Origin of the sequence: Microbacterium sp. TNHR37B (genome assembly GCF_001620065.1) — a bacterium.
Taxonomy (GTDB): domain Bacteria; phylum Actinomycetota; class Actinomycetes; order Actinomycetales; family Microbacteriaceae; genus Microbacterium.
Genome location: NZ_LQGV01000001.1, coordinates 1554475 through 1568220 on the forward strand (window position 1 = coordinate 1554475; position 13746 = coordinate 1568220).

Genomic DNA, 13746 nt, shown 5'->3' on the forward strand with positions numbered 1-13746 from the left:
GCCGATCGGGAGGCAAAGGTAACGATCGGGTAAACACTACCCCGCTTCGGCTGAGAATGCCATGGACATCATCGATATACCGCGTCGGAGATCCGGTCGAACAGTTCCGCCCCCGCGGCAATCGTCATCTCCCGGCCCGGCGCTCCGCCGGGCATCCCGCCGAGACGTCCGCCGGCCTCGGTCACGAGCAAGCCGCCGGCGGCGTGATCCCACGCATGGAGCCCCCGTTCGAAGTAGCCATCGAGACGACCCGCGGCGACGAAGGCCAGATCGAGCGACGCCGCCCCGCCACGACGGATATCGCGAGCGAGGGGCATGACCCGGCGCAGGCGCGCGAAGTCGCCGTCGTGCGTGGCGGGGTCGTAGCCGAACCCCGTGGCGATGAGCGCACCGGCCTCCCCCGGTGTCGAGACGGCCAGGCGCGTGTCGTCGAGCCAGGCGCCGCGACCGGCGGCAGCACGGAACAGCTCCTGCGTGGCCGGGTTGACGACGACTCCGACGAGCGCTTCCCACTCGCGCGGATCGGGCCGGCCGCGGACGGCCGCGATGCTGACCGCGTAGTGCGGAAGGCCGTAGAGGTAGTTCACGGTGCCGTCGATCGGATCGACGACCCAGGTGATCTCGCTCGCCTCGCCGGTGTCGGGACTGTCGGCGAGGCCTGATTCCTCACCCAGGAAGCCATCGGCAGGCCGCGCCTCCACCAGACGGCGACGGATGAGGGCTTCCACCTCCCGGTCGGCCTCCGTGACGACATCGGCGATCGTCGACTTGGTCGCCGCCACCTCGACGCCTTCGGAACGCCGCTGGCGCGCCAGCGCTCCCGCTTCTCGCGCCACCTCGATCGCCAGGCTCCACAGCTCGTCGACGGGGGCGGATTCCGCAGGGGTCCTCATGCCGTCCACGCTACGCCGCTACCGTGGGCGCATGAGCGTCACCGCCGCCCGCCCTTCATCCGAGTACGACGTCGTGATCGTGGGAGGAGGCCACAACGCCCTCGTCGCGGCGGCCTACCTCGGCCGCGCCGGCAAGAGCGTCGTCGTGCTGGAGCGCAACGATCGCGTCGGTGGCGCCGCCGTCTCAGAAGAGCCCTGGCCGGGCGTCGCGGCACGCCTGTCGCGCTACTCCTATCTCGTGAGCCTCCTGCCCCAGCAGATCATCGACGACCTCGACCTGCGGCTGGACCTCCGGCGGCGACGCTACGCGTCGTACACCCCCGACCCGGCAGACCCCTCGCGGGGCATCCTGATCGATCACGCCGACGCCCTCGCCACTGCGGAGAGCTTCCGCCGCACGACCGGCGATGCCTCCGAGGCGGAGCGCTTCGCCGCCTTCTCGGACCGGATGCTCCCGCTCGCGGCCGCTCTGTTTCCGACGATGACCTCTCCCCTTCGTCGCGAAGACGCCGTGCGCGCGGAGATGCCGGACCCGTCGCTGTGGCACGCGCTCACGGCGCGACCCCTCGGCGAGCTCCTGCGCGAGAGCCTGGGCTCCGACCTCACTCGCGGGATCGCTTTGACCGACGGGCTCATCGGCACGTTCGCGTCAGCCGACGATCCCTCGCTTCGCCAGAACCGCTGCTTCCTCTACCACGTCATCGGCGGCGGCACCGGCGACTGGGACGTTCCGGTCGGAGGGATGGGGCAGGTGAGCGGCGCGCTGGAGCACGCCGCGCGGACGGCCGGGGCCCACCTACGGACGCAGGCCGAGGTCACGGCCGTGACACCCGATGGTGCGGTGGCGCTCGCGACCGGCGAGGAGCTGCGCGGGCGCCTGGTGCTCAGCGGCGTCGGCCCCGCGGTGTTGCGTCGTCTGCTCGACGCGGGCACCACCGGGTCAGGCACTATCGCGCAGCCTCTGGCCGAGGGAGCGCAGGTGAAGGTGAACATGCTGTTGTCGCGCTTGCCGCGACTGCGCGATGAGTCGGTGGCGCCCGAGGCGGCGTTCGCCGGCACCTTCCACATCAACGAGGCGTACTCCCAATTGGAGGCTGCGCACGCGGCTGCGCTCGCGGGACGCGTCCCCGATCCCCTCCCGGCCGAGATCTACTGTCACTCGCTCACCGACCCGTCGATCCTGGGTGAGGAACTCCAGCGGTCGGGGGCACAGACTCTGACGCTCTTCGGTCTGCAGGTTCCGCATCGCCTCCTGGAGAGCGGCGACGGCGACGCTCATCGGGAGGCACTCCTGTCCGCCGCTCAGCGCTCGCTCGATTCCGTGCTCGCCGAGCCGATCGCCGACTGTCTCTTCGAGGCGCCGGATGGCACGCCCTGCATCGAGGCGCGAACGACCGCGGATCTGGAGGCCTCGCTGGGCATGACCGCGGGAGACATCTTCCACGGACCGTTGGCGTGGCCGTGGGCGGATGCGGACGAACCTCTCGAGACCCCCGCTCAGCGGTGGGGCGTTGCGACGGAGGACGAGCGGGTGCTGCTGTGCGGATCCGGCGCGCGGCGAGGTGGCGCGGTCAGCGGGATCGGCGGGCACAACGCGGCGATGGCCGCGCTGGAGCTGTTGGGCTCCTGAGCGCGGCCATCGACCGGGGTCACTGCGGCGGGGCGGGCGGCGGCGGGTAGCCCTGGTAGCCGGGCGCCGGCGGCGGGGTTGCGTCGCCTTCGGCAGGAGCGGCAGGAGCCTGCGGAGCGGCAGGAGCCGACGGTTCGGGAGCAGCCGCCGGAGTCTGCGGCGGAGCGTCGTACGCCGGGGCCGCGTAACTCGGTGCCGCACCATAGCCCTGAGCCTGCGCGGGCTGGGCCGGGTAGGTGGGCTGGCCGGTGTAGTACGCGTTCCAGTCGGGCGAGCCGTCGGGCATGACTGGCAGCGGGGTGCGTCCGTCGGCATACGTCGGCCACTGGGCGACGGGCGCGGCGGGCTGCTGCGGGTAGTAGTACCCCTGCGTCGGAGCCGGCGCGCGGTCCTTCTTGGGAGCGAAGAGAGCATTCACGAGCGGAACCAGCGCGGTTCCGACGGCGGCCAGGATGGCGAGGGCCACCACCACGCGCCAGTAGAAGTCTCGGAAGACCACGTACTCCTCGATCATGATCGGAAGCACGAGCATGACGGCGAGGATCACGACCAGACCGATCGTGACGTAGGTCACGACGGACGTGAAGGTCGTGTGGTGACGCTGGTGGGCCTTGGAGAAGAGGCGGATGTGGAGGAGCGCCGCCTGCAGGATCAGCACGATCAGCAGGAACTTGAAGAAGCGCTCCGGGCCGGTGCCGAAGGAGTCGCGGGCATCGGGCAGCCAGATCAGGAGCGCTCCGATGAGCAGGATCAGCACCCACGTCACCATGCTCGACAGCGCGAACCACGCGGGTCGACGCGACGCGAGGCTGGCCTCGAGGATCGCGATCCCGGCGAACGACGCGAGCAGCACGATGGTCAGGAAGGCCTTGCCGATCATCCCGTTGGCATCGCCGACCAGCACCCAGACGACGCACACGATGGCGGCGGCGATGAGGGCACCGATCGCCACCCAGATGGATGCTCGCAGGATCTTGCTCGAGTTCGGATGGGTGAGGGGTTCGCTCATCTCGGTTCCTCCGGTCGCGGACACGTGGACGTTCTCATCCTCGCACGCGAGCCCTCCTCACGCGCGCCCTCTCCCCCGCGCGAGCGCGCCACTCCACCGGCGTCATGCGTACCGGCGGACGGCCGCGCGAATCTCCTCCGCATGCAGGTAGATCTCGTCCAGCGACTCGATGGGGTGGCGCGTCTCGTTCTTCTGCTCGTCGAGCAGACCAAGGTACTTCTTGCTCGAACTGTTGAAGTGAAGGCGTGCGATGGGCTTCCGGTTGTTGTCGTCGAGGAGAACAGCGAAGTAGCTCTTGGAATCACGGTGGAAGACCCGCTGGGGCTTCACCTCGCTGCACGCGATGGCTTTGACGATCTGATAGCCCTCCAGCTCTTCGAGGGTCGTGGTGATCTCTGTGTCACGATCGAGGTCTGCTTCAGCCACTTCGGCGGACGACGCCGGCGCCGTGGCGACACCGACCGGCGCCATCGGGGCGGATGCACCGAGCGCGGTCTTGAGCCGATCGTTCACTTGATCGTTCAGGTACTGCTTCGTGGCCTTCTTCACCAAGATGGAGAACTGCTCTCGCACGCGAGCTGTGAAGGATCCGTCGTACACCCGGGTGGTGAAGAAGCGAACGAAGTCGTCGGTCGGTTCGCGGAACTGCGCAGCGATCTCGCGCTTGAGAGCGCCGACGTACTTGAGTTCCTCTGCGGCATTGACGATCGAGTCCAAGTCGAAGGCGTCTTTGCTGAGCTTCTGAATCTCCGGGACCAGAGTGTCATCGATCTCTCGAAGGTCCAGCACCAGGAACGGTTTCTGGTCCATGCGATTCGGGGAATCGATGTCGGAGTAGAACTGCCACACGACTCCGTTGGTGAGCACCGCGACTCGCGCGTTGGTCACTCCGAAGTACCGGTACAGCTGAGATGCATGCTCGAGGGTGAGCTCACCGCGGTGAACCTTGCACTCGATGAGGATCTGAACCTCGCCGTCACGCACGATCGCATAATCGATCTTCTCCCCACGCTTGATCCCGACGTCGGCCGTGAACTCCGGCACCACCTCAAGCGGATCGAACACGTCGTAGCCGAGGATCGTCGCGATGAACGGCATCACGAACGCGTTCTTCGTCGCCTCCTCTGTGTCGACTGACTCCGACTGGTTCTGCACCTTGGCCGCCAGGGCATACAAACGCTCGATGAAATCCACTGCCGCTCCTTCGACGGATGCTCCGCCATGAAGCTCCTACATATAAGTCGCCGCAGCGACCCATTTCCTTACACTCCGGCACTCCACGCGTGCGCCCTCTCCCCCGCAGGAGCGCGCCACTAACATGGGTCCACCGTTGTGCAGGAAGGGATACGAACATGCACGTCCTCGCCTCCAACCCGATCGACCCCGGCGTGTTCGCGGGCATCGGATTCGGCTTCATGATCCTCGCGCTCGTGATCTACCTCGGCCTGATCGGACTGATGCTCTGGATCGGCTACCTCATCATGCGGACCGCCGTGAAGAACGGCGTGATCCTTGCGATGCGTGAGACCGGTGCGCAGATCACACCGCGGCCGGGCTACAGCGCCCCTCCCGCACCACCGGCCGGCTGGCACCCGCAGGGCGGCTGAGTCGCCTCAGCAGTACACGTTGGTGATCAGCGCGCGGTAGGCGATCGGCACGGTCGCCGCGGTCCCCGCTGTGGCGGACGCCCGCACGGTCGTCCCCTGACGGGCCTGCAGCGTGCCGCTCGATCGCGCGTTGGCGATGGAGCCGACCGTGGCGAGCGCCGCGGTCGACTTCGAACCGCAACTGGTCCACTCCAGCTTGGTGCCGCCCTGCGAGGCCTGGGAGTAGGCGCAGATCGCACCCGTGGCGCAGCTGCCCACCGAACGGGCGCCGATCCCGGAAACGGTCAGCGTCATGTCGAGCGCCGGCCACTCCGCCGTGCTCCACGAGGTTGCAACGCCCCCCGGCTCCGCCAGCAGCGCGTAGGCGACATCGGGATGGACGAGAGCGACATCGGCGCGGGCGGCTGGAGCGGGAGCCGCCGACAGCGTGACGGCGACCACGACGCCGAGCGAGATCGCGAACGTGGTGAGGTATCGGGAGACAGTGTTCATTTCGTATCCGGCCAGAGAGAGTACGAGGCGACGGTGCCGACGGGCACAGGGAGAGGAGATCCCGGACCCGTCACCGACATCTCATAGCCGACGATACGTCCGGTGCGGGTACTGATCAGGAGGGTCGCCGACTGATCGCCCATCGCCTCCGCCATCACACCGATCACCTCTCGCCCTTCGCGATCGGTCGTCACGCCGAGGACGTCGACATCTGGCACGGAGAGAAGCGCCTGCAGGATGTCCGCGTGCTGCGCATTGGTCATCGTCAGCTCCGAGAAGAGATCAGGTACGGCTGTAAGCGCCTGTCCCGAGAATCCCGACCCGTACTCGATGTAGAGCTGGAGCAGTTCATCGGCGAACTGCGCATCCAAGTCCTCCGCACCGGGTGTCGCGGGTGAGTACGTTCCCGGCTCCCACGTCAGCTCATCGATGATGGTCCCCGGCGGCTTCGCGTTCGGCGGCGTCGCCGGAAGGCCCGAAGAGCTGAGGAAGGGTGCACCGGTTCGCACGATCTGTGTCGCAGAGAGATCCTCCGACCACACGAACTCGCGCTCGAGCGGCTCGATGTACACGGTCGGCTCCGCTTCGCCGTCTTGTTTGAGCGTCAGCGACCACGACACCGTCTCCGAGCGGCGCTCCGTCGTCGCGGGGCCGGGTGAGTCGGCGAGCCGGCCCTTCGCCTCGGCGACGACCTCGGCCAGGCTCTTGTCGATCGCGGTGTAGGTCAGCGGAGCCGGCCCGTAGGCGGCGGCGACCGGCGCGGTGAACGGGTTGAGGAACGCGACCAGCGCCACCGCCAGGGCCGCCACGGCGGCAGGCACCGCGATCCAGGCCGCACGCGCCCGCGCCACCCGCGAGCGTCGGGCGGGTGTCGGCGCCTCTGCCATGATGCGTTCGAGGGTCGCCTTCTGACGCTCCGGCGGGATCGGCGCGAAGGCGCGGGACGGGTCGGCGTCGCGAAGACGCCGTTCGAGTTCTTCGTCGTTCATCGCACCTCCGCCCCTTCGTCGACCAGGAGCTCGCGCATGCGGCTGCGCGCGCGGTGCAGTCGCGTCCACACGGCGGCTTCCCGCATCTTCAGCACCTGCGCGATCTCGCCCGCGCTGAGCTGGGTCCAATAGGTCAGTTCCAGCACCTGACGATCTTTGGGGGCGAGCTTCTGCATCGCCTCGTGCACGGCGAGGCGTTCGAGGTCGCCCAGGGCGCTCTCCGCATCGTCTTCGCGTGTGTGCGAGAGCACGGCGACGGCCGCGCTCCGGCGGTAACGTGAGCGCACCACATCGTGCGACCGGTTCATCGCCGTGCGGATGAGCCACGGCAGCCCGAAGGGATCCTGCGGGTCGAACTTCTGCCACGCGATCTTGAAGACCTCCGACGCGACGTCTTCGGCTGCGGTGGCGTCGCCGAGTACCGATTCGGCATAACGCACGACCCGTGTGTAATGCGTCTCGAACATGACGCGGAACGCTTCCTCCCTCGACGCAGCCGTCAGAAAACGTGCGTCTTTCACGTTGCGGCTCCGTGCGGTCCAGGGGGAAAACTGGGGGTGGGTACTCCGCTAACTGTAACCGGCCACGAGACCCGCAAAAGCCGCGTGTAAGGAATCGGCGGTCTGCGGCAACTAAATAAGGGGTGCCGCGGTCGGTCTCAGCGCCGCCGCGCGATCAACGCGTCGACGTTGTCGGGGCGCAGGATGTCATCCACCGCGAGCTGCGCGGCACCGGCCAGGCCCGCCTCGGCACCGATGGCGCTGGGCACGATCGTGATGCCGCGGGTGAGGCTGGGCGGGAAGTCGCGGTAGATGGTCTCGCGGATGCCCGCCAAGAGCGGTTCCGGCGACTCGGCGAGGTTTCCGCCCACCACGATGACCGACGGGTTGACCACGGCGCACAACACGCCCAGTGACGAGCCGAGGTCTCGTCCCGCCTGCCGGACGAGGGCGAGCACCTCGGGATCGTTCGCGCGCACGAGGTCGACGATCTCCCGGCTCGTGCGGACGTCGCGGCCCGACGCGCGCAGCGCCGTCTCGATGGCACGGCCGCTCGCGACCGCATCGGTGCAGCCGATCATCCCGCAGCGGCAAGGAACTCCGCGCTCGGGCGCGGGGAGGTGACCGATGTCGGCCGCGGCCCCCTGAGCACCATGGAGCACACGCCCGTCGACGATCACCCCGCAGCTGACGCCCATTCCCACCTTCAGGACGATGGTGTTGCGGAACCCCTCCGGATCGCGGGCCTGCTCGCCCCGCGCCAGGATGTTGGCGTCTTTGTCGACGAGCACGGGAAGACCGGGGAACGGCTCGGCGAAGTAGGTGGGGATCGACTCCCCCTCCCAGCCGGGAAGGTACGCGCGCTGCATGACTCCTTCGTCGACCGGACCGGGCACCCCCACTCCGATGCCGCGGAGCCGGGCGCGGTCGAGGCCGACCTCGTGGGTGAGCCGGTCGAGCCGCTGCACCACCTCGGTCATGACGACCGCGGCCCCCTGATCACTGTCGAGGTCGGCTTCGGCCGAAGCGATGAGCCGCCCGGCAAGGTCGGTGATCCCGAGGCGGGTGTGGCGTCCTCCGATGTCGGCGACGAGAAGACGCCCCTCGTCGGCGTGGAATGAGTAGGTCTCCGCCGGGCGCCCGCCGGTCGACGTCGCTTGCGGATTGATGCGCACCAACCCGGCCTCCACGAGGAGATCGATGCGCTCGGCCACCGCCGTCCGCCCGAGACTGGACTGACGCACGAGCTCGGCCCGCGTCCACACCGGGGCGCTGCGGATCATCTGCAGGAGGGCTCCCGGCCCGAACGAGCCGCGCTGGGCCCGCTCGGTCGACGACCTCGGGGGCTCGGTGTTCTCGGGCATCTGTCTCCTCGCGGCGTCAGCCTAGCGGGCCGTCATGGCGACTCAGTACGCGCCGCCCGCACGCTGCTCGCCCGCCAGGAGAGCCCGCGTGCCGGAGACTCCGAGCCGGGTGGCACCCGCGTCGATCATGGCCTGCGCGTCGGCGAGCGTGCGGACGCCGCCCGAGGCCTTGACGCCGAGTCGTCCGCCGACCGTCTGCGCCATGAGCGCGACAGCGTGGACGCTCGCGCCGCCCGCCGGGTGGAAGCCCGTGGACGTCTTGACGAAGTCGGCGCCGGCACGCTCGGCGGCACGGCACACCTCGACGATCTGGGTGTCATCCAGCGCGGCCGACTCGATGATCACCTTGAGCAGCACGGGGTGCGGGGCGGCCGCACGCACCGCGGCGATGTCGGCCTCCACGCGCGCGAAGTCACCCTCGATCGCCGCGCCGACGCTGATGACCATGTCGATCTCGTCGGCCCCGTTCTCCGCGGCGAGCGCCGCTTCGGCGGCCTTGACACGGGAGTCGTGGGCACCGCTCGGGAAGCCGCAGACGACCGCGACCTTGAGGCCGCTCCCCTCGGGAACGGTCACCGGAAGCATGTTCGGCGACACGCACACCGAGTAGGTGCCGAGGGCCACCGCCTCCTCCACCAGGGCTGCCACATCGGCATGGGTGGCCTCGGGCTTGAGGAGGGTGTGATCGATCATTCCAGCGATGTCGTGCGCGTTCATTTCAGTTGCCTTTCGTGGAGGTTCAGCGGGTGGCGTGGAGGGAGCGGCGGGCCGCGGCGACGACCGCTTCGCGGGTGATGCCCCGGCGACGGAGCACTTCCGCGCCGTTGCCCGAGAGGCCGAACTCCTCCACCGAGACGGCTTCGCCGTGCGTTCCGAGATAGCGATACCACCCCTGCGCGATGCCCGCTTCGACACTGACCCGCGCAGCGACCGGAGAGGGGAGGACGCTTTCACGATAGTCCGCGTCCTGGGCCTCGAACCACTCGACGCACGGCATCGACACGACGCGTGCCGCGACACCCTCGGCGGCCAGTTCGTCGGCGGCCTCGACGGCGAGGTGGAGTTCCGAGCCGGTGGCGATGAGGATCACGTCGGGCTGCTCGGGGGTGTCGACGAGGACGTATCCACCGCGCGCGACCGGCGCCTGGGCCGTGCCGGGAAGGGTCGGCAGGTTCTGCCGGCTCAAGACGAGCGCGGTGGGTCCGGCGTCGGACGCGAAAATGTGGCGGTAGGCGGCCACGGTCTCGTTGGCATCGCCGGGCCGGACGACCGACAGGCCCGGGATCGCGCGCGACGCCCACAACTGCTCGACCGGTTCGTGCGTGGGCCCGTCCTCCCCCACGGCGACCGAGTCGTGCGTCCAGATGTAGAGGGTCGGCAGCCCCATGAGCGCGGCGAGACGGACGGCGGGACGCATGTAGTCGGAGAAGACGAAGAACGTCGCTCCGAAGGCGCGGGTGAGCCCGTGCAGCGCGATGCCGTTGAGCACCGCCCCCATCGCGTGCTCGCGGATGCCGAAGTGGAGCACGCGTCCGTATTCGTCACCGGGCCATTCCTCACTCACCAGCCCCGGGCGGAGCATCGAGGGGAACTCGGCCGACCACGTGCCGTTCGTCTCGGCGAGGTCGGCGGAACCGCCCCACAGTTCCTCGACGGCGCGACCGGCTGCCGCGAGGGTCTTCGCACTCGCGATTCGCGTGGCAAGGCTCTCACCCGGCGCAAACGTCGGGAGTTCCGCGTCCCATCCGTCGGGAAGCTCGCGCCGCTGCAGCCGCTGGAGAAGCGCGGCGCCCGCGGGGTTCGCGCGCTGCCACGACGCGAAGCCCTGCGACCACTCGTCCCGCAGCGCCTCGGCCCGCGCGGCGGCCAGGGACCGCGCGTGGCGGAGAAGGTCGTCGGGCATGACGAACGAGGACTCGGGGTCGAGGCCCAGCGCGCTCTTGGTGGCCGCGACCTCATCGGCGCCCGGTGCACCGGAGTGGGCCTTCGCCGTTCCACCGAGTGTCGGCATCGGGTGGCCGATGCGAGAGCGGAGCCGGATGAACACGGGGGCGCCGCGGTGCGCGACGGCGGCGTCGAGCACGGCGCGCACCTCCTCGCGCGACTCGGCGTCGGAGATCGTGAGGGTGTGCCAGCCGTAGGAGGCCATACGGTCGACCGTGCGCTCGACGGTCGCGATCGTGGTATCGCCTTCGATCGAGATCTCGTTGTCGTCCCAGATGAGGATGAGGTTCTCGAGGCCCCATGCGCCGGCGAGCGCGGCGGCCTCGTGGCTGATGCCCTCCTGGAGGTCTCCGTCGGAGGCCAGGCAGAAGACGCGGTGGTCGAACGGGCTTCCGCCCGGGCCGGCATCGCGATCGAGCATGCCCCGCACTCGACGGGCGGCCAGCGCCATGCCCACGGCGTTGCCGATCCCCTGCCCGAGGGGGCCGGTGGTCGTCTCGACGCCCGGCGTGTGACCCCACTCGGGGTGTCCCGGGGTCTGCGAGTCGAGGGTGCGGGCGGCCCGAAGGTCGTCCATCTCGAGGCCGTAGCCGTGGAGATACAGCTGGAGGTAGAGCGAGAGGCTCGTGTGGCCGGCCGACAGGACGAATCGGTCCCGCCCCAGCCACTGCGGGTCGCTCGGGTCGTGGCGGAGGTATTCCTGGAACAGCGTCGTCAGGAACGGCGTGAGACCGACCGCGGTGCCGGCGTGCCCCGATCCCTTCGCCTGCACGACATCGAGGGGAAGCACACGCGCGTAGCGGATCACGTCGTCGGCGAGCGAGGGGGCGGCCGGTCGGTCGGTGGTCATGGAGTGCTCCTCGGCATCGAGACGGGGTGAGTTATGCCGCTAAGTTTACGGCTATTGCCGCTTAATGGCAAAAGGGGACGGATGGCCGCGCGCGCCATCCGTCCCCTGTGCGATCGACGGTCAGGAAGCGGCCTTGGCCTGCTCCGCTTCCTTGGCCAGACGAGCGTCCCGGCGGGCACCGGGCACCCATCCGGCGTCGACCACACGGCGCTGGAAGATCGAGGCTCCGACCACCAGCACGATCGCCAGCACGAGGCTGAGCACGACGCCCACGGTGGGTCCTGCCACGAAGCCGGCGCCGAGAACCGTGCCGAACCAACCGAAGTCGGCGTCGCCGAAGGTCGAGTTGGCAAAGCCGAGCCCGCCGAACACCTGCAGCAGCAGCGCCGGAAGGATCGTGATGAGGACACCGTTCACGAAACCACCGAGGGCTGCACCACGGCGACCACCGGTCGCGTTGCCGTAGACACCCGCTCCACCACCGGTGAAGAAGTGGGGCACCATGCCGGGGAGGATGAGCGCGAGCCCGAACACGGGACCGAGCCAGACCGCCAGCACGCCGAGAGCGACGAGACCACCCACGAACGAGGCCAGGAAGCCGATGAGAACGGCGTTGGCTGCATAGGGGAAGACCATCGGGATGTCCAGCGCGGGCTTGGCGCCGGGCACGACCTTCTCGGCGATGCCCTGGAAGGCGGGGACGAGCTCACCCAGCACGGTGCGGACACCGTAGAGGATGACAGCGACACCCACACCGAACTGCAGCGCCTGGGCGAAGGCGGCCATGATGAACGCGCCGGCGTCCTTCGCGTTCAGGAGCGGGAGAGCCTCTTCGGCGGGCAGGGCGATGAGGGCCCAGATCGCGAACACCCAGTAGATGAGGACCATCGACAGAGCGGTGGCGACCATCGAGTCGCGGAGGAACCGGAGCCCCTGCGGGAACTTGATCTCCTCGGTGGAGCGGCTGCGTCCGCCGACCGCCTGGCCGGTGGCGCCGGCGGCGATGTAGCCGAGCGTGCCGAAGTGACCGATCGCGATCGAGTCGTCGCCGGTGATCTTCCGGGTCCACGGCTGCGAGAACGCCGGCATGACCACCATGATCACGCCGAGAAGCACGGCGCCCAGCGGAACGACGAGCCAGCCCATCTCGTCGCCGAGTCCTACCGAGAGAACCACCGTCAGGAGGATCGACATGAACACCATGTGGTGACCGGTGAGGAAGATGTAGCGCAGCGGCGTGAAGCGCGCGAGCAGGATCATGACGATGAAGCCGAGGACGAGCACATACGCGCCCGAGGCGCCGTACTTCTCCGCGGCGATCGCCGTGATCACCTCGTTGGTGGGGATGACGCCGCGGGCGCCGGTGACGCGCAGGATCAGCTCGCCGAGCGGGGCGAGCGCAGCCACCACGACGCCGGCTCCGGCGCCGAGGATCAGGAAGCCGAGCGCGGCTTTGAGTCCGCCGCCGATCACCTGGCCCGCATTGCGACGGAGCGCGATGAGGCCGATGGCGGTGATGATGCCGATGAGATAGGCGGGGACGTTGAGGATCTGCTGTCCGATGAAATCGAGGACTGCGACGAGCCATTCCATGGGAGGAGTGCCTTTCAGGCCGGGGGGAGGGTTAGTTGAGGGCCTCGGAGATCTTGGTGGTGATCTCGTCGACGCTCGTGAAGTTGTTGATGACGATGACCTTCGCGGGGGTCTCGCCGATTTCGTCGGCGAGGTCGGCGGAGGTCAGCACGATGTTCGCGGTGCGGGCCATGCCGCGCGCGACGCCGATGTCGGCCGCTTCGACCTCGGCATCGATGTCGAGGGCGCGCAACGCCTTCTCGGCGTTCATCTTCAGGAGCACCGATGTTCCGATGCCCATTCCGCAGACGGTGACGATTTTCATGGTGCTTCTCCTTGTTCTCTGGGTGCGAGTGAGTTCTGGGTTCGGGTGAGTTCTCGTTGCGGGTGGCGACGGCCGGGTCAGGCCGACGCCGCGTCGAAGACGGCGTGGAGCGCGTCGACGGAGTCCGCCGCTCGGAGCGCGGCGAGGGTGTCTTCATCGGAGATGACGCGGGCGAGCTCCGACATCATCTCGATGTGCCCGTCGTGATCGAGGGCCGCGAGACCGATCACGAGGTCGACCGGGTCATTCTCCGCCGAGCCGAACTCCACGGGGGTCGCCAGCGAGACCCAGCTGAGACCGGCGCGCTGAACCGCCGGCGACGGACGCGAATGGGCCAGCGCCAGGCCGGGGGCGATGACGATGTAAGGCCCGAGCTTCTCGACCGTGGCGATCATCTCGTCGGTGTAGGCGGGGAGGGTGACCCCGGCGGCGACGAGGGCTTCGCCGCTGACCTTGAGCGCGTCGCGCCAGTCGTCGGCAGAGGCGTGGAGGCGGACCGCCTCGGCAGGCAGCCACTGGGAAAGGGACATCTTCACTCCTTCACGGCAGGGCACGTCGTTGACCGCCGCAC

At 68.9% G+C, this 13746-nt stretch carries 14 protein-coding genes; 2 read left to right on the forward strand and 12 right to left on the reverse strand.

The features are described from left to right. Window positions 1-68: 68 nt before the first annotated feature. Window positions 69-893: an inositol monophosphatase family protein gene (locus AVP41_RS07420; protein WP_067162576.1), complete on the reverse strand. Its 825-nt coding sequence runs from the start codon at window positions 891-893 to the stop codon at window positions 69-71. Window positions 894-924: 31 nt separating this feature from the next. Between AVP41_RS07420 and AVP41_RS07425 the strand changes: the two genes are divergently transcribed. Further along, the gene (locus AVP41_RS07425) at window positions 925-2523 is read left to right on the forward strand and encodes a phytoene desaturase family protein (protein ID WP_067162578.1); all 1599 of its coding nucleotides are present in this window, start codon (window positions 925-927) and stop codon (window positions 2521-2523) included. 19 nt (window positions 2524-2542) lie between these two features. Here the strand turns inward: AVP41_RS07425 and AVP41_RS07430 are convergent, their stop codons facing one another. Continuing rightward, window positions 2543-3532, reverse strand: coding sequence for a hypothetical protein (locus AVP41_RS07430; RefSeq protein WP_067162896.1), 990 nt, complete (start codon window positions 3530-3532; stop codon window positions 2543-2545). Between the two features lie 102 nt (window positions 3533-3634). Then, a complete protein-coding gene (locus AVP41_RS07435; RefSeq protein WP_067162580.1) occupies window positions 3635-4726 on the reverse strand; it encodes a type I restriction endonuclease in 1092 nt (363 codons plus the stop codon). 158 nt (window positions 4727-4884) lie between these two features. On the opposite strand from AVP41_RS07435, the gene AVP41_RS07440 reads away from it, so the two are divergent. Continuing rightward, the gene (locus AVP41_RS07440) at window positions 4885-5139 is read left to right on the forward strand and encodes a hypothetical protein (protein ID WP_067162583.1); all 255 of its coding nucleotides are present in this window, start codon (window positions 4885-4887) and stop codon (window positions 5137-5139) included. Window positions 5140-5145: 6 nt separating this feature from the next. Here the strand turns inward: AVP41_RS07440 and AVP41_RS07445 are convergent, their stop codons facing one another. The 9 genes from AVP41_RS07445 to AVP41_RS07485 all read right to left on the reverse strand — a co-directional run bounded on the left by AVP41_RS07445 (window position 5146) and on the right by AVP41_RS07485 (window position 13705). Further along, window positions 5146-5631, reverse strand: coding sequence for a hypothetical protein (locus AVP41_RS07445; protein ID WP_067162585.1), 486 nt, complete (start codon window positions 5629-5631; stop codon window positions 5146-5148). Then, window positions 5628-6620: a hypothetical protein gene (locus tag AVP41_RS07450; RefSeq protein WP_067162587.1), complete on the reverse strand. Its 993-nt coding sequence runs from the start codon at window positions 6618-6620 to the stop codon at window positions 5628-5630. Before AVP41_RS07450 ends, AVP41_RS07445 begins: the two co-directional genes overlap by 4 nt. Continuing rightward, window positions 6617-7141 (reverse strand): RNA polymerase sigma factor, encoded by a 525-nt coding sequence (locus tag AVP41_RS07455; RefSeq protein WP_269454410.1) that lies wholly within the window; start codon window positions 7139-7141, stop codon window positions 6617-6619. Before AVP41_RS07455 ends, AVP41_RS07450 begins: the two co-directional genes overlap by 4 nt. Window positions 7142-7278: 137 nt before the next feature. Next, complete coding sequence (locus tag AVP41_RS07460; protein ID WP_082829062.1) at window positions 7279-8484, reverse strand: ROK family transcriptional regulator; 1206 nt, start codon at window positions 8482-8484, stop codon at window positions 7279-7281. A 42-nt stretch (window positions 8485-8526) separates the two neighbouring features. Continuing rightward, window positions 8527-9201, reverse strand: a complete 675-nt coding sequence (gene deoC / locus AVP41_RS07465) for a deoxyribose-phosphate aldolase (protein ID WP_067162591.1) — start codon at window positions 9199-9201, stop codon at window positions 8527-8529. 22 nt (window positions 9202-9223) lie between these two features. After that, complete coding sequence (tkt, locus tag AVP41_RS07470; protein WP_067162593.1) at window positions 9224-11278, reverse strand: transketolase; 2055 nt, start codon at window positions 11276-11278, stop codon at window positions 9224-9226. Window positions 11279-11398: 120 nt separating this feature from the next. Further along, window positions 11399-12871 carry a PTS ascorbate transporter subunit IIC gene (locus AVP41_RS07475; RefSeq protein ID WP_067162595.1) on the reverse strand — a complete coding sequence of 491 codons (1473 nt, stop codon included), beginning with the start codon at window positions 12869-12871 and terminating at the stop codon, window positions 11399-11401. Window positions 12872-12902: 31 nt separating this feature from the next. Next, window positions 12903-13175, reverse strand: a complete 273-nt coding sequence (locus AVP41_RS07480; RefSeq protein WP_067162597.1) for a PTS sugar transporter subunit IIB — start codon at window positions 13173-13175, stop codon at window positions 12903-12905. Window positions 13176-13252: 77 nt separating this feature from the next. Continuing rightward, entirely contained in the window at window positions 13253-13705 is a 453-nt protein-coding gene (locus tag AVP41_RS07485) for a PTS sugar transporter subunit IIA (protein WP_067162599.1), read from the reverse strand. Between the last annotated feature and the right edge of the window lie 41 nt (window positions 13706-13746).